Raw genomic sequence first — 15,520 nt, 5'->3', positions numbered from 1 at the left:
TCGGGAGAAGCTGGCACAGCTGGTCGCTCGGCGGAACCTCTCGCGGGCTCTCGCTACGGGTAGGCCCGACATCGGGTAGTTACTACACAACGTCGGGCCTTCCTCGCGAGAGCCGCACGGGAGAACCCGCGGCGGTGCCGACTGCGGGAGTGGTCGGAGCTCGGCCTACGAAGGTGGTCGGAGTTCGGCTGCTCCTCGGCGCTGTTGGCGCGGCGATTTCGTGGGAAATTGACGCCCGCGGACCACACAGCCGCACCGGGGCGTCAATTTCGTGGGAAATTGACGCCTACAAGGGTCGAGGGGCCGAGTTCAGGTACCGGTGGGGGTCGGCGTCGCGGCGCTGCGCCCCGGCGTGGTCGTAGGAACGATGTCGTGCCACCGGTTGAAGACGTTGTCCGGGTCGTACTCCGCCTTGACCCGTGCGAGTCGTCGATAATTGTCGTCGCCGTAACCGGCCACCACCCGGTCGTGCCCCTCGTCACCGATGAAATTGAGGTAGACGGCTCCGGTCGTCCACGGCCGCATGTCCGCACGCAGTTCGCGGACCCAGCGAATGGCGCTCTCATCGGTGGCGGGATCCGACCACAGCCCGAGCGGGTGAACCACCCACGGGACCGCACGGTCGGACATCGCGGCGCCCACCCCGTTGGCCGAGACCGCTCCGCCCCACGGCAACAGCGCGTGCTGCGCGGGGGAAGGAACCGGCATGTCGTACGCCCGGGCGCAGAACCGGTCCAACGCCTCGTCCGGCAGTTCGGCCATGTGTTCGGCCGACCAGTAGTTGCGATATCCGGGGGGATCGTCCAGCAGTGACTGCATGTCGGCGTAGTCGATGTCGGTGATCAGCTGCCCGGCGGGGCGCAGCCCGAGCAACGGTCGGATCAGCTCGCGCAGCTCCGACTCGTTGCCCATGAAGGTGACCAGGACGGCACAGCACAGCTTGTCGACGAGTTCGGCAGGCACGAAATCCTCCGGCGGCCCGGTCAGGTACATCAGACCGCCACTGATCTCGTCCGGTGCCCCCGCTATGAAGTCGCGATACTCGCCCGCCACGGCACGTCCTCGTGCCGCGGGCCAGAGCAACAACGCCATCGAGAATTCCGGAAGCTCGTGCAGCCGGAATGTCAACGATGTGGCGATCCCGAAATTGCCTCCGCCACCGTGCAGTGCCCAGAACAGTTCCGGATTCCGTTCCGCGTCGGCTGTCACTCGGCCACCCGAAGCGGTGACGAGATCGATCGACACCAGGCTGTCGCAGGCCAGTCCCCACTTCCGTTCCAACCAGCCGGAACCGCCACCGAGGGTCAGTCCGGCCACTCCGGTCGTGGAGACCCGCCCACCGGTGGTGGCGAGCTTGTAGGGGCGTCCCGCCCCGTCGAACTCTCCCCACCGGGTGCCGCCCCCCGCGGTGGCCAACCGGGTTTGCGGCTCCACCGTCACCCGGTTGAAGCGCCGCATGTCGATGACCAGTCCACCGTCGACGAGACCGGCACCGGCAACGCTGTGCCCGCCGCCGCGTACCGCGACTTCGAGGCCTTGGTCCCTCGCGAAGTCCAGGGCCCGACGAATGTCGTCCACGTCGGCGCAGTCCGCGATCGCCGCGGGCCGCGATTCGATCATCGCGTTGAAGATCTCGCGCTGCCTCTCGTAATCCGCGTCGCGCGGTGTGTGAATCGCACCGTGGAAATCGCCGCGGAGTTGATCGACAGTTGCCGGGTCCACATCCTGCACGGTCATGTCCGGTCACCTCGGATCCCGAGTAGCAACATCTGGGACGTGGGCGGGCCGCACCGCGCCGCCCGTTGCACGCACGTTAGGGGGAACGGGCGGGGGAACACAGAGCACGAAGTCCATAGCACCCGGCAGGAAATCGGAATTCGACCGCCGCCGAGGCGGCACCCCGGAGCTCTCCCGAGGCACCGCGCTCGGCCGGGCGGTCGTCGCGACACCGCTCACTCAGTGTAGCGCCGGGCCACCACTTCCGGTGTCTCCAGATTCCTGCCCGCGTCCATGTTTTGGGCCAGCTGCACGAACTGGCTCATGGACCACGCCAACGGAGTGGCGGATCCGGTGCCCTCACCGAACGCGAAGCCGTTCTCGGACTCCCTGTCCCAGACCTGTTCGGGAATGAGATAGCCCTCGTTGGCCATCCGGGCCATCGTTTCCAGATGAGTACCCGCCGGATCGCCGGAGGCGATCTCGTACTCACCACGTTCACCTGTAAGCAGCGGCCAGAGCCTGCCGATGCCCGTTCCGGTGTAGGGCTCGCCGCCCGGGGCCTCGCCGTAGCCGTCGTGGTTGTAGCGGTACCAGCCGGGCCCGTTCGGAGTTCGAACCCGCAGCCGGTCGTCGGCCTCGGGAAGCGAGTCGAGCACCGCTGGATCATGGGCGGGTTTGACGCCGAGCCGCACCAGTTCCAGGAATCCCGCGTCGACCACGGCACGTTCGTCGTGACATCCGCCCCCGTTGTTCAGACACAGCTGGTGGCCGTTGTCCGGATCACCGTCGTCGTCCACGCGCTGGTAGTACTCGCCGTCACCGTGCGGTCCGCTCGTGGTGAAGGTCCAGTCCTCCACCTTGCGCTGCCACTTGTCGGCGGTGGCGAGATACCGCCGCGCCGCTCGCCGGTCATCGTGCTGCCGGGCGATGTCGGCCGCGGTGACCAGACCCGCGATCTCGGCCGCGATGGTCGAGGGAGAGTAACCGCTTTCCTCCTCCCAACGCTCCTGCGGGGTGGCGGGACCGTTCTCGACGATGAAGTCGGCGGACCTCCGGAGCTTGGCCCACTCCGCGTCACCGGTCCTGCCCAACTGGTGCGCAAGCACGATGGGATAGGCGACCTCGTCCAGCTGCAGGCTGGGCCAGTGCGGTTCGCCGTCGAGCCAGGTGTTCTGCGGGAACGAACCGTCCTCCCGCCACTGCACGTTCAGCAGGTAGTCGAGGGCCCGGTTGGCGGCGGCGCGATCGCCCAGCGCCATCGCGGCCGTCGCCGTGTGGTACAGATCACGCGACCACACGAGATGGTACCCGCCGGTGCAGCAGCTGTCGGCGTTCTTGGCACCACCCCAGGGAATCGAGGTGGACGCCACGAAAGCACCTCGATAGGTCTTGTCCTCCTGGGACTTCAGCGTCATGGCGGCGACGTTGTACTGGGTGGTCAGCCCCCGCGAGGTCACCGATTCGGGAACCCGCTTCAGCGAGGCGAGGTAGCGGTGCCAGCCCGCGTCGTACTCGTGGCTGGCCGCGCCGTAGCCGTCCGCAAGCGCGCCGCGCGCGGCTGTCTTCGCCGCCGTCCTGTCCTCGCCGAAGCCGAGTGCGAGCGTGAACGTGGTGTCGGTCTTGACAGGCACGCGCGCCGTCTGCACGAGATTGCCGGTCTGGCCCGCCCGCTCGTAGCGATTGTCGAGCCGGTGGTCGGCGTCGAGGTCGCGGTAACCATCGCTGGACGTACCGCTGTAGCCGCTGGTGGTGGCACTGAAGCCGTTCGAGGCGGCCAACGAGCTGGCGACCTCGCCGTCACTGGCGACCAGGGTGTCCCCGGAAGTGGCTCCGCTGTCGCCCATCCCACTGCCGTTGAGGGAGGGGTTGTACAGCGCGTAGAGCCGCAGCGGGCCGCCTTCCAGCACCTCGAAACGCGTGCGGACCAGCAGCACCGAGCGTTCCGGGTCCGTTATGTAGGTTTTGGTGATGCGATACCTGCCGTCGCGGTCGGTGTTGACCTGCCGGTACCGCAACGATCGCGAGTCGGGTAGCAGAATCCGGCTCGTGGTGGCGTCGCGCTCCAGTTCGGTGAAGCTGCGCCCGTCGCTGACGACATACTGCATGTCCTGCACGTTCGGCACGTCCAGGCGTGGGTAGTAGACCTCGTTGAGAATCCCCTGCCCCAGGGTGTGCCAGACCTTCGACTCCGGTGTGGTGGAAGTACCGACACCTCGTTTGGCACCCGTGGTCCACGCGGAGGATATGCCGGGAGCACCCGGCGCGCTCGTGGAAACCGCTCCGGCAGGCACACCCCCTCCGAGGACGGTCACCAGGGCGAGCACAGCGGCGGAGAGCACAGCCGAACGACTCCCCGTCCTCCTCGATCCCCACTTCGGTGGTAATCCCATCGTCGATTCCTTTCCAGGGCTCGAAAGGCCGACGAAACGTCTCCCGGTCGCCGCGCGACGCCCGGCCGACGCTTCGCCCGGGACGGTGTTCTACATACGCAACATCACTTGCGCAATCGATACAGAAGAGTCCCCCGGAAAACGGCATCTTTCGGCTGTTCGGAACCGCGGCACCGCAGCCCGAGGAATCCCCGTCGAAACCGGAACCACAACGAGGGAACGCCCGGAGGGTTTTCGCGCTTTTCGTGATACTCCGGAAAGAGCAATCCGAGTGCCCCGCGAACCACCGGATCACGCGAGGTGGCCACCTCACCACGCGACCACTGCCGGGCGCGAATCTTCTACCCTGGGCGGTGTGAGCACCACTATGCCGGAAAAGTCACCCACGGGGTCCGCCGCCGGAGCGGACACCGGCCGGGAAGAGGTACTGGCCGCGGCGCGGGGTGCCCGCGAGGCCGCCGCCGAGTTCGCCGCCGCGACCCGGGACACCAAGGACACCCTGCTGACCGCGATGGCCGACGCGTTGGCACGCCGTGCCGGGGAGGTTCTCGACGCCAACGAGCTCGACCTCAACGCGGCACGCGGCTCCGGGATGCCGGAGGCGATGCTGGACCGCCTGAAGTTGACCGAGTCACGCGTGGCCGAGGTCGCCTCCGGGCTGCGTACGGTGGCGGGGCTGCCGGATCCGGTCGGAGAGACGGTGCGCGGCAACATGCTGTCGAACGGGCTGGAGCTGCGGCAGGTGCGGGTGCCGCTCGGGGTGGTCGGCATCGTTTACGAGGGGCGCCCGAACGTCACCGTGGACGCGGCCGGACTGACCCTGAAGTCGGGCAACGCCGTGTTGCTGCGCGGCTCCTCCTCGGCGGCACGTTCCAACACCGCGCTGGTGTCGATCCTGCGGGACGTGCTGGTGGAATCCGGCTTCTCCCCGAACCTGGTGACGCTGCTGCCGTGTGCGGACCGTTCCTCGGTGGGGCATCTGGTCACCGCGCGCGGCCTGGTGGACCTGGTGATCCCACGTGGCGGCGCCGGGCTGATCAACGCGGTGGTCGAGGAGGCCACGGTGCCGGTCATCGAGACCGGTGTGGGTAACTGTCACGTTTACGTGGATCGCGCCGCCGACGCGGCGAAAACACGGCAGGTGGTCCGCAACGCCAAGACGCGCCGGGTCAGCGTGTGCAACGCGGCGGAGACGCTGCTGGTGCACCGGGAGGTCGCCGACACCCTGCTGCCGGAGCTGGGCCGGGAACTGAGCGAGACCGGGGTGACACTGCACACCGACGAACGTGCTGCCGAGGCGATCGGGAACACGGCACCGACCACCCCCGCCACCGAGCAGGACTGGGACACCGAGTATCTGTCGATGGACCTGGCGGTGGCGGTGGTTGATTCCCCCGACGAGGCGATGGCTCACATCGCGCGGCACGGCACGGGACACACCGAGGCCATCATCAGCGAGGACGTCTCCACCGTCCGCCGATTCACCACGCGGGTCGACTCCGCCGCTGTCGTGGTCAACGCCTCCACCGCCTTCACCGACGGCGGCCAGTTCGGCATGGGCGCCGAGATCGGGATCTCGACGCAGAAGCTGCACGCCCGCGGCCCGATGGCGCTGCCGGAACTGACCACGACGAAGTGGCTCGTCTGGGGCGACGGACACACCCGTCCCTGATCAGGGGGCCTCCGGGGTCACCGCGCCGAACTACGTGGCGGAGCCCGCTCGGGCGAGCGGGCATCGGCTCCGGGAGCCACCGGTACTGATCCCGCGTCCCGCCACATCGTGCCCTGCCACATCGGGACTGCCGCCCGACCACCTCGGGGCGGTCGGGGCAGCGAGGGGCAACCCACGAGAACGGGGATGGTGCGACGAGGCCCCTCGTCGCACCATCCCCGGAAAAGGCTGATCGCGTCCGCTCAGTGGAACGAGTCACCGCAGGCGCACGAACCGCCGGCGTTCGGGTTGTCGATCGTGAAGCCCTGCTTCTCGATCGAATCCACGAAGTCGATCACGGCGCCCTGCAGGTAGGGGGCGCTCATCCGGTCGACGATCACGTCCAGGCCGTTGAAGTCGCGCACCGCGTCCCCGTCGAGCGTGCGCTCGTCGAAGAACAGCTGGTAGCGCAGTCCGGCACACCCACCCGGCTGAACCGCGATGCGCAGGTGCATGTCATCGCGCCCCTCCTGGTCGAGGAGGGTCTTGGCCTTGCTGGCCGCCGAGTCGGTCAACGTGACGCCATGAGCGGGCGCCTCGGTCTCCACGGCTGTCTCCTGGGCGGTCATGGCTCTCCCTTGCGGTTAGCGGCTGCTGGCAGGTTCCCGCGACCTCAACGGTCACGGTAAGTGCGAGTATTCCCGCGGTCCAACCCGCGCACGCCGATTGTGACACCCGCGGGTAGCACCACACATGGTACGCACGGAAAACGGTGCGCATCGCGAACGAAATCGGGGCACCGGCCCGGGGCCCGCGCCACGACGGGGGCGCCGGTGGCATGGCCCACCCCACCCCGAGCGATCGCCACGATCGGCGTCCACCCGTGGAGTCGGTATTCGTGACGCGGACGGTTTCACTTACGCTGGTGGGGTGAAGTTCCTCCGTCGCAACACCGCCGAGCAAACCGCCACCGTCGACAGCGACGAGCACGGTGGCGAGGCGACGCGGGAGAACGCGAACGATTCGACCCAGGCCAAGGGCAGGCCGACCCCGAAACGTCGCGAGTCCGAGAGCAAACGCCGGGGCCCGGTTCCACCGCCCCCGCGCACCCAGCGCGAGGCGTTCAAGCGGATGCGTCGCAACAAGCCGGAACGGCGCAAGGCCGCGGCCGAACGCCGCGAACGAATGATGGCGGGCGACGACCGCTACCTCATGCCGCGCGACCGCGGACCGGTACGAGCACACGTTCGCGACATCGTGGACTCCCGCAGGCACCTGATGGGCTTGTTCATGCCGCTGGTGCTGGTGATATTCCTGGCCACCCTGGTGCAGGTCCAGATGGTCGTCCAGGTCGCCACGGTGTTCTGCCTGGCGCTGCTGATAACGATGATCTTCGAGGGCACCATGCTCGGCCGGATCGTCACGAAACAGGTGCGCGCCAAGTTCCCCGACGCCAAGGACAGGGGGATCAGCATGGGGTGGTACGCCTTCACCCGTGCGATGCAGCTGCGCAAACTGCGTGTCCCCCGCCCCCGGGTCACTCCGAAGGACATCAACGAGGTCCGGTGAGTACGGCTCGGTCACGGTGCTGGGCGCACGCCGGGATGTGGATCTAGGCTGGACGGCATGGAGTTTCGTCGGCTCGGCCACAGCGGCCTGAACATCAGCGAGATCGCTTACGGAAACTGGCTCACCCATGGGTCGCAGGTCGAGGAGGAACAGGCGCAGGCGTGCGTGCTGACCGCTCTCGACGAGGGGATCACCACCTTCGACACGGCGGACGTCTACGCGGCGACCCGGGCGGAGGCAGTGCTCGGACGCGCGCTGTCGGGGGTGCGCCGGGAGAGCATCGAGCTGTTCACCAAGGTCTACTTCCCCACCGGGCAGGGAGCCAACGACCGCGGTCTGGGCCGCAAGCACATCATGGAGTCCTGTGAGGCCTCGCTGCGCAGGCTGCAGACCGACTATGTGGATCTCTACCAGGCACACCGGTTCGACCGGACCGTTCCGCTGGAAGAGACCATGACCGCGTTCGCCGATCTGGTACGCCAGGGCAAGGCGCTCTACATCGGTGTTTCGGAATGGAACGCCGAGCAGATCAGCCGGGCCGCCGAGCTGGCACGTGAACTGCGGGTACCACTGGTCTCCAACCAGCCGCAGTACTCGATGTTGTGGCGGGTGATCGAGTCCCAGGTGATCCCGACCTCGCAGCGGGAGGGGCTCGGCCAGATCGTGTGGTCGCCGATCGCGCAGGGCGCGCTGAGCGGCAAGTACCTGCCCGGCCAGGAGGCTCCCGCCGGTTCGAGGGCGACCGACGAGGCGGGCGGCGCGAACATGATCTCGCGGTGGATGCGGGACGAGGTGCTGGAACCGGTACAGCAGCTCAAGCCGATCGCCGAGGACCTGGGGCTGTCCATGGCCCAGCTGGCCGTGGCGTGGGTCCTGCAGAACTCGAACGTCTCCGCCGCGATCATCGGCGCGTCCCGTCCGGAACAGGTCATCGACAACGTGCGGGCGGCAGGGGTGAAACTCGACCAGGACGTGCTCGACAAGATCGACGAGGTCATCGGGCACGTGGCGGAGACCGATCCCCGCCACACCACCACGCCGTGACCGGGGCCGAGCACCGCACGCTGGTACTGGGCGGAGCGCGTTCCGGCAAGTCCGCCCATGCCGAAGGGCTGCTCCCGCCGGAGAGGGCAGCCACCTACGTCGCCACCGCACGGCGGGATCCCCGCGACGAGGAATGGAACCGGCGTATCGCCGACCACGTGGCGCGCCGTCCGACTGACTGGGAGACCGTGGAGACTCCGCATCCGGACGGCTTGGTCGACCTGCTCAACAACGCGCGAGCGACGGACCCCCCGATCCTCGTCGACGATCTGGCGACCTGGCTGACGGGCGCGCTGGACGATGCCGGGGCGTGGGAACGCGAGACCTCGGCGCTGACGCTCGTGCGCCGACAGCGGGGCGAACTGGTACGCGCGTGCGAATCGTGTTCGGCACCACTGCTCCTCGTCTCGGCCGAGGTCGGGCTGGGTGTGGTCCCGGAGAGCAGGGCGGGACGACTGTTCCGGGACGAGCTGGGTGCGCTCAACGCCGGGCTCGCCGAAGTCTGCGACGAGGTGCTGCTGCTGGTCGCGGGACTACCACTGCGACTACGTTGAGTGGCTGACCTACGCTGAAGCCCCGGAGTCGGCCACCGCGCTCCCCTCCCGGCGGGTGAACTCGGCGGCGGTGCGTAACCGAGCGCGGTGTGGCCACGCCCGACTCCGGCCGAACGACTACGGAGGTAAGGCTTGTCCACGGTGCCCGATCCACAACCGGTGCACACCCCATCGGCAGAACCGGAGGACAGCACGGACCGGCCGGGTATCGAATTCGGCGTGGTCCGGCCACCCGACGAACAGGCACACCGACAGGCGGTGGCCCGGCACGACGGACTCACCAAACCCGCCGGGTCACTCGGCAGGCTGGAGGAACTGGGCGTTTGGGTGGCGGCCCGGCAGGGCGCCTGCCCACCCAGGCCGTTCGACCGGCCCCGCGTGGTGGTTTTCGCGGGTGACCACGGGATCGCCACCAACGGTGTCTCGGCCTACCCCAGCGAGGTCACCGCCCAAATGGTCGACAACATCCTCACCGGCGGGGCCGCCGTGAACGCGCTGGCCGCCAACGCCGGAGCGGGAGTACGCGTCGTGGACATGGCCGTGGACGGCGAGACGAACCGGACCGTCTCGGCGCACAAGATCCGCAAGTCGTCCGGTTCGCTCGATGTCGAGGACGCGCTCACCGCCCCGCAGGCGCACGACGCGGTCGCCGCGGGCAGGGCACTGGCCGACGAGGAGATCGACAGCGGAGCCGATCTGCTGATCGCCGGTGACATGGGTATCGGGAACACCACCCCCGCCGCCACCCTCATCGCGGCCCTGACCGAGAACGAGCCGGTGGCGGTGGTCGGCCGTGGCACCGGGATCGACGACGCTGCGTGGATGCGCAAGACCGCGGCCATCCGGGATGCGCTGCGACGTGCGCGCAAAGTGGTGGACGATCCGTTGACGCTGCTGCGCACGGCGGGTGGTGCCGACATCGCAGCCATGGCGGGCTTCCTCGCGCAAGCGGCGGTGCGCCGCACTCCCGTACTCCTCGACGGCGTGGTGGTCGGCTCCGCGGCGATGGTCGCCGAGGAGCTCGCTCCGGGAGCAGCGCAGTGGTGGCTGGCGGGGCATCGTTCCGTCGAGCCGGGCGCACCCCTGGTGCTGGAGCACCTGGACCTGCGGCCGGTGCTGGATCTCGACATGCGCTTGGGCGAGGGTTCCGGAGCCGTCTCGGCCCTGCCGGTGGTCAACGCGGCGATCCGGGTGCTGGCCGAGATGGCGAGCTTCGCCGAAGCGGGTATCGCGGGCCCCACGGCCGACGAGGCTGCGGGAGCCTCCCCGAGCGACGCCGCGGACTGAGTGGCTGTGCAGGGACGCGGCTTGCAGGGACTACGACTGGCGTTCGCCTGGTTGAGCGTACTGCCGGTGCGGGTCGACACCGTCGACGATCGCACCGGCAGGAGTGCCATCTCGTTCGCTCCGCTGGTGGGAGCCGTCCTGGGGGGACTCGCCGCCCTCGTCCTGTGGACGTTGCTCGCACTGGGAGCCCCCGCACTGCTGGCGGGTCTGCTCACCGTGGCCGCGCTGGCACTGGCCACCAGGGGAATGCACATCGACGGGCTGGCCGACACCGTGGACGGGTTGGGCTGCTACGGCTCCGCCGAACGCGCGCTTTCGGTGATGCGCGACGGCAGCACCGGCCCGTTCGCGGTGGCCGGGCTCGTACTGACGATCGGAGTGCAGGCCACGGGGTTCGCCGCGGCCGCCTCCCAGGGCGCGTGGGGGGTCGTCATACTCGCCTGCGCCGGAGGAAGAGCCGCTTTCCCGCTGTGCTGCCGCAGGGGAATCCCGGCCGCGCGGGAAGAGGGTATGGGTTCGCTGGTGGCGGGCACGCAGCCCCCCGGCACCGTGTTCGCCTGGTGGACGGCACTGCTGCTCGCGGGCGGCTTCGCCACGCCGGGAACGTGGTGGGTCGGTCTCACCGCCGTGGGGCTGACCTTCGGCTCGCTGTGGATGTTGAGCAGGCACGTGCTACGCCGCTTCGGCGGAGTCACCGGTGACGTGCTCGGCGCCTGCTGCGAACTGGGGACCACCCTCCTACTCGCCGTATGCGCCCTCGGCTGAGCGCTGGAGGTTGTCAACTCGGTTCGCGTAGCCGGTCGCTTGGCGGAACCTCCGGGGGCGCCTCGCTGCGGGTGCCCCGACATCGGGTAGTTACTACACAACGTCGGGTCCGTCCTCACGAGGCACTCCCCGGAGAACCCGCGGTGGTGCGGGCTGCGAGAGGGGTCGGGGTTCGGCCCGCGGAGGTGGTGGGAGCTCGGCTTGGGATCACCAAGGGCGCGTCAATTTCTCGCGAAATCGCCGCCCCGCAACGCGGCTATCCGCCCGCGACGGAGGGCACGATCCTGACCTCGACACCGTCACCGAGCGCGGTGGCGACGCCGTCCAGCGCACGACACTCCGTACCGTCCACGTAGAAGTTGACGTAACGACGCAGCGTCCGGGTCTCGTCCCGCAGTCTGCGTTCCAGCGCGGGGTGAGTGACGGCCAACTCGTCGAGCAACTGGCGCAGCGTGGCCTCCTCGTCCAAGGACAGCCGCAGGGTGCCCGCTCCGCCGACAGTGGAACGAAGCATCTGCGGGATTACCAGGGTGATTCGCATGATCGTCTCCCGATGGCGGTGGTGCAGCGGTTCGCGGGGAGGTGCAGCGGTTCGCGGGCGGTGTTCAGACCACGGCCGCGCGCAGCGACAGCACGTCCGGCAGGTGCTGGGCGATCCGGGTCCAGCTCTCGCCCCGGTCGGAACTCGCGTAGACCTCTCCGGATCGGGAGCCGAAATACACTCCCGCGGGGTCACCGTCGTCGAGGCAGAGCGCGTCGCGCATGACGGCGGACCAGAATCCCTCCCGGGGCAGTCCGTCACCCAGACCTTCCCAGGACTCACCACCGTCCCTGCTGCGGTAGATCCGGCAGTCCCCCTCCGGCGGGAAGCGGTGCTGGTCGGCTACCAGGGGGAAGGTGTACACCGTGTCGGGATCGGCCGGATCCACCGCGACGGGAAAACCGAAGTCGGCGGGGAGCCCCTCGGCGATGGAATCCCAGGTCTCGGCGCCGTCGTCGCTGCGGTAGACGCCGTGGTGATTCTGCAGATAGATCCGGTCGGGCGCGGCGGTGTTCCGGGCCATCCGGTGTACGCACTGCCCGAATTCCGGGTATTCGTTCTCCGGCATGAAGTAGGCCCGGATGCCGTGGTTGGCGGGGTTCCACTCGGCGCCTCCGTCGGTGGTGCGGTAAACACCGCCGGTGGACATGCCCACCAGAATCCGGTTCGGGTAGCGGGGGTCGGGCAGGACCGTGTGGACCGCCTGCCCCCCGAATCCCGGGAACCACTCCGCGCGATGCGGATGGTCCCAGAGCCCCCGCACGAGTTCGTAGTTGCTGCCACCGTCCTCGGAGCGGAACAGGGCGGACGGCTCCGTTCCCGCGTACACCACCCCGGGTTCCTCGGGCGATCCGGGCACGATCTGCCACACGCGCCGCAACGAGGTCTCGGTGTCGGCGGGAAACGCGACCGGGGCGTGCTCGGGCTCCTGCCAGCTTTCCCCCAGATCGTCACTGGTCACCAGGGTAGGGCCGAAGTGCGGACTCTCAGTACCGGCCAGTACCCGCGGTTCGCCCCTGGTGTCGACGGCCACCGAGTAGACCTCGGTCATCGGCAACCAGGGGCCGGTGAGGTCCCAACGCCCACCGTTCCGACGTGCCAGCCACAATCCTTTCCTGGTACCGATCACGAGCAATACGGACGAGGACACGAGCGCCTCCAGTAGGTGTGAGCGGATTCTCACCTGGAAGGTACGTCGAGCCACCGACAATCGCCGTGCCGCGGTAACCGGATCGGAGGAGATCAGGCCAGCTTCGTCATCCAGCCCTCGGAGTCGGGCAGTTTGCCGTACTGGATACCGGTCAGCTGCTCACGAAGCTTCATGGTCAGCTCTCCGGGGGTGCCGTCCCCGATCGTGAACTCACCGTCGCTGTGTTTGACCTTGCCCACCGGAGTGATGACGGCGGCGGTGCCGCAGGCGAACACCTCGGTGATCTCGCCGGAGAGGGCCTTCTGTTCCCATTCCTCGGTGGTGATGCGGCGTTCCTCGACTTCGAGTCCGAGCCGCTCGCCCATTCGCAGCAACGAGGACCTGGTGATACCGGGCAGCAGGCTGCCGGTCAGTTCCGGGGTGACCAACCGTGCCTCCGCACCGGAACCGAGCACGAAGAACAGGTTCATGCCGCCCATCTCCTCGACCGCACGCCGTTCCACGGCATCCAGCCAGACGACCTGGTCACAGCCCTGTTCGGCGGCCTGGGCCTGCGCCACGAACGAGGCGGCGTAGTTGCCCGCGAACTTCGCGGCTCCGGTACCACCCGGGCTGGCGCGGACGTACTCCCTGCTGAGCCACACGGTGACCGGCTTGACGCCGCTCGCGAAGTAGGAACCGGCGGGCGAGGCGATCAGCATGTACAGGTAGCTGCCCGCCGGACGGTTGACCCCGAGGGTTCGCTCCGTGGAGATCATGAACGGCCGCAGGTACAGCGAGCTCTCACCCTCGGTGGGCACCCACTGGTTGTCGACCGAGACCAGTTCGCGCAGCGAGTCGAGGAAGGTCTCCTCGGGCAGTTCCGGCATGGCCAACCTGCGTGCGGAGTCCTGGAAACGGGTCGCGTTGGCCCACGGGCGGAACGAGGCGATCGAGCCGTCGGGCTGGTGGTAGGCCTTCAGCCCCTCGAAGATGGCCTGTCCGTAGTGCAGCACCGTGGTGGCAGGATCCAACTCGATGGGGTGATAGGGCTCAAGCCTGGCGTCGTGCCAACCCTGCTCGGTGCTCCACCTGGCGGTGACCATGTGATCGGTGAAGTAATTCCCGAACCCGGGATCGGCGAGTACCTTCGAACGATGTTCCACACTCGCGGGTCGTGAGGTCTCGGTCCGGGTGAAAACGACGGGTTGGCTCATGAACGTACCGTATCGCGCGCCCGAGAGCAGTGGAAACCTGACCGGTAACGATTGGGCGACCGAGTATCAGCGTCACTTATGGTCGGTCGTACGACAGTCGTACGCACCTCGTGGGGCACATCGCGGAGCCCGTTGCGCGTTGGGTGTTCGCGGGATCACCGGACGTCGTGCTCTTCGGGAGGACGGTCGGGGCGCGGTCCACGACCGAAACCCCGCAGCCGCGGGATCGACCAAGCCGACACCGGCACCAGAACCACCACCGCCAGCGTGATCGCCATCGCGGGCACGGGCATGCTCATGGCCAGAATCACCGACAGGCCCATACCCAGGCAGGCAGTACGCCTCGGCAGTTTCCCACCGTCGAGCAACAGGACCCTCGCCGCCGCGTTCACCAACGCGTAGTGGACCAGTAGACAGCACGCGGCGATCGAGACGGCCTGTTCCGGACCGAGGAGCAACGTCAACGACGCGGCCACCGCGGCCAACGCCAGATCGAACGGGTAAGAGGTGCCCGCGGGACCGGCACGACGCGACAGCACCGGCAACTCGCCGTCGGAGACCAGGGCCGCACCGGTGGAACGCGCCGATTCCAGCACGGCGAGCAGCACCGGCAGCATGACCAGCGCGGCCGCCGCCCCCACTCCCGAGGTCAGCGCTGCCGCGTCGGCCGCACGCAACGCGTCGAGCAGCGGTGCGGGCGACAACGCCAGCCGCGCGGAACCGAGCTGGTACGACACCACCATCAGCACCACCGCCAACACCGCACCGGCGGTGAGCAGCACAGTGGGCAGAGCACGGTCCAGCACAGCCGCCGAATACCGATCCGCCCTGTCGGCGGAGGCGGTCAGCCGCTCGAAACCGGCGAAGACGAAGAACAGCACTCCCGCCGCTCCGGAAATCGCCAACGGCCCCTGGGGCGAGATCGACGGCGAGTCCACCGGAGTGATCGCCAGGCACGCGGCGATCACCACGCCGAGCACCGCGATCGTCGACGCCAGCCAGAGCAGACCCGCCGCCCCCCGGATCCGAAGTCCGGCGGTGGAGAGGAGTACCGCGAGCAGCGGAAGCGCGGCCGCCGTCAACGACTGTGGGGCGGGTAGGTAGCGGGCGGCCGCACCCGCCACGGCCGTCAGCGCCGCGATATGACCGAACAGTCCCGTCCCGGCGGCGATGCGGCCGGGAACCACTCCCAGTTTGTCCCGCACACACGCGTATCCGGCACCCGTCGGCCCGTAGGAATCGGCCTGGTGTCTCGTGGCGCTCGCGGCGCACCAGGCGGTGAGGGCCGCCACCGGCACGGCGAAGGGCGTCCACGGTCCCGCGATCGACACGGCCGGGGCCACGCCGAGGAACACCCCGGCACCCAACATGGCACCGAGCGCGAGCGGAACCGCTCGCCTCACGACTGTCGAACCAACCGAGATTCCCGATCGTTCGGCCAAGCAAACCATCCTCGTAGTGGTGGAACCTCGTCCTCGTCCGGAGGAACGCTCCGCCGGTTCCCCTCGCTGCGTTTCCCGCTCTCGCCGCATCCGCCCGTTCGACGCGTCTTCCTCTCGGTGCGGTCCGCACCGCGGGCACACGGAAGCCACGACGAGCGCGTCACCACCGGCCGACACGCCGACGGCATCGACCGCTCACCGAAACGGTACTC

Annotated in this window: 13 protein-coding genes; 6 read left to right on the top strand and 7 right to left on the bottom strand. The window is 68.6% G+C overall.

Annotation, left to right across the window (positions count from 1 at the left end; all coding sequences use genetic code 11):
- Window positions 1–309: 309 nt before the first annotated feature.
- Both ACOQFL_RS00175 and ACOQFL_RS00170 read right to left on the bottom strand, forming a co-directional pair.
- Window positions 310–1,737, bottom strand: coding sequence for an FAD-binding oxidoreductase (locus tag ACOQFL_RS00175; RefSeq protein ID WP_435542032.1), 1,428 nt, complete (start codon window positions 1,735–1,737; stop codon window positions 310–312).
- A 215-nt stretch (window positions 1,738–1,952) separates the two neighbouring features.
- Entirely contained in the window at window positions 1,953–4,109 is a 2,157-nt protein-coding gene (locus ACOQFL_RS00170) for a glucan 1,4-alpha-glucosidase (protein ID WP_435542031.1), read from the bottom strand.
- A gap of 367 nt (window positions 4,110–4,476) precedes the next feature.
- Here ACOQFL_RS00170 and ACOQFL_RS00165 point away from each other — a divergent pair, with 367 nt between their 5' ends.
- Complete coding sequence (locus tag ACOQFL_RS00165; RefSeq protein ID WP_435542443.1) at window positions 4,477–5,781, top strand: glutamate-5-semialdehyde dehydrogenase; 1,305 nt, start codon at window positions 4,477–4,479, stop codon at window positions 5,779–5,781.
- A gap of 242 nt (window positions 5,782–6,023) precedes the next feature.
- Here ACOQFL_RS00165 and ACOQFL_RS00160 read toward each other — a convergent pair whose 3' ends face one another.
- On the bottom strand, window positions 6,024–6,389 hold the full coding sequence (locus ACOQFL_RS00160) for a HesB/IscA family protein (RefSeq protein ID WP_435542030.1): 366 nt from the start codon (window positions 6,387–6,389) through the stop codon (window positions 6,024–6,026).
- Between the two features lie 301 nt (window positions 6,390–6,690).
- Here ACOQFL_RS00160 and ACOQFL_RS00155 point away from each other — a divergent pair, with 301 nt between their 5' ends.
- From ACOQFL_RS00155 to ACOQFL_RS00135, 5 genes are all read left to right on the top strand, one after another.
- Window positions 6,691–7,329 carry a DUF3043 domain-containing protein gene (locus ACOQFL_RS00155; protein WP_435542029.1) on the top strand — a complete coding sequence of 213 codons (639 nt, stop codon included), beginning with the start codon at window positions 6,691–6,693 and terminating at the stop codon, window positions 7,327–7,329.
- A gap of 57 nt (window positions 7,330–7,386) precedes the next feature.
- Window positions 7,387–8,373 carry an aldo/keto reductase family protein gene (locus ACOQFL_RS00150; RefSeq protein ID WP_435542028.1) on the top strand — a complete coding sequence of 329 codons (987 nt, stop codon included), beginning with the start codon at window positions 7,387–7,389 and terminating at the stop codon, window positions 8,371–8,373.
- Window positions 8,370–8,927 carry a bifunctional adenosylcobinamide kinase/adenosylcobinamide-phosphate guanylyltransferase gene (gene cobU, locus ACOQFL_RS00145; RefSeq protein ID WP_435542027.1) on the top strand — a complete coding sequence of 186 codons (558 nt, stop codon included), beginning with the start codon at window positions 8,370–8,372 and terminating at the stop codon, window positions 8,925–8,927. Before ACOQFL_RS00150 ends, cobU begins: the two co-directional genes overlap by 4 nt.
- Window positions 8,928–9,059: 132 nt before the next feature.
- Window positions 9,060–10,214, top strand: a complete 1,155-nt coding sequence (cobT, locus tag ACOQFL_RS00140) for a nicotinate-nucleotide--dimethylbenzimidazole phosphoribosyltransferase (RefSeq protein WP_435542026.1) — start codon at window positions 9,060–9,062, stop codon at window positions 10,212–10,214.
- Between the two features lie 21 nt (window positions 10,215–10,235).
- Window positions 10,236–10,979 carry an adenosylcobinamide-GDP ribazoletransferase gene (locus ACOQFL_RS00135; RefSeq protein ID WP_435542025.1) on the top strand — a complete coding sequence of 248 codons (744 nt, stop codon included), beginning with the start codon at window positions 10,236–10,238 and terminating at the stop codon, window positions 10,977–10,979.
- Window positions 10,980–11,235: 256 nt separating this feature from the next.
- Here the strand turns inward: ACOQFL_RS00135 and ACOQFL_RS00130 are convergent, their stop codons facing one another.
- The 4 genes from ACOQFL_RS00130 to ACOQFL_RS00115 all read right to left on the bottom strand — a co-directional run bounded on the left by ACOQFL_RS00130 (window position 11,236) and on the right by ACOQFL_RS00115 (window position 15,269).
- The gene (locus ACOQFL_RS00130; RefSeq protein WP_435542024.1) at window positions 11,236–11,520 is read right to left on the bottom strand and encodes a MoaD/ThiS family protein; all 285 of its coding nucleotides are present in this window, start codon (window positions 11,518–11,520) and stop codon (window positions 11,236–11,238) included.
- A gap of 64 nt (window positions 11,521–11,584) precedes the next feature.
- A complete protein-coding gene (locus ACOQFL_RS00125; RefSeq protein WP_435542023.1) occupies window positions 11,585–12,670 on the bottom strand; it encodes a WD40/YVTN/BNR-like repeat-containing protein in 1,086 nt (361 codons plus the stop codon).
- Window positions 12,671–12,762: 92 nt separating this feature from the next.
- On the bottom strand, window positions 12,763–13,866 hold the full coding sequence (locus ACOQFL_RS00120; RefSeq protein WP_435542022.1) for a branched-chain amino acid aminotransferase: 1,104 nt from the start codon (window positions 13,864–13,866) through the stop codon (window positions 12,763–12,765).
- A 155-nt stretch (window positions 13,867–14,021) separates the two neighbouring features.
- Window positions 14,022–15,269: an APC family permease gene (locus ACOQFL_RS00115; RefSeq protein ID WP_435542021.1), complete on the bottom strand. Its 1,248-nt coding sequence runs from the start codon at window positions 15,267–15,269 to the stop codon at window positions 14,022–14,024.
- Between the last annotated feature and the right edge of the window lie 251 nt (window positions 15,270–15,520).

Source organism: Actinopolyspora sabaoui (genome assembly GCF_051225635.1).
In the GTDB taxonomy this organism is placed as follows: Bacteria; Actinomycetota; Actinomycetes; order Mycobacteriales; family Pseudonocardiaceae; genus Actinopolyspora.
This window is presented reverse-complemented; position numbering and strand designations above follow the sequence as displayed.

Excerpts from the sequence above, each read along its gene's own strand:
- ACOQFL_RS00175 (WP_435542032.1), bottom strand. The coding sequence starts at position 1,737 with ATGACCGTGCAGGATGTGGACCCGGCAACTGTCGATCAACTCCGCGGC.
- ACOQFL_RS00170 (WP_435542031.1), bottom strand. The coding sequence starts at position 4,109 with ATGGGATTACCACCGAAGTGGGGATCGAGGAGGACGGGGAGTCGTTCG.
- ACOQFL_RS00165 (WP_435542443.1), top strand. The coding sequence starts at position 4,477 with ATGCCGGAAAAGTCACCCACGGGGTCCGCCGCCGGAGCGGACACCGGC.
- ACOQFL_RS00160 (WP_435542030.1), bottom strand. The coding sequence starts at position 6,389 with ATGACCGCCCAGGAGACAGCCGTGGAGACCGAGGCGCCCGCTCATGGC.
- ACOQFL_RS00150 (WP_435542028.1), top strand. The coding sequence starts at position 7,387 with ATGGAGTTTCGTCGGCTCGGCCACAGCGGCCTGAACATCAGCGAGATC.
- ACOQFL_RS00130 (WP_435542024.1), bottom strand. The coding sequence starts at position 11,520 with ATGCGAATCACCCTGGTAATCCCGCAGATGCTTCGTTCCACTGTCGGC.
- ACOQFL_RS00120 (WP_435542022.1), bottom strand. The coding sequence starts at position 13,866 with ATGAGCCAACCCGTCGTTTTCACCCGGACCGAGACCTCACGACCCGCG.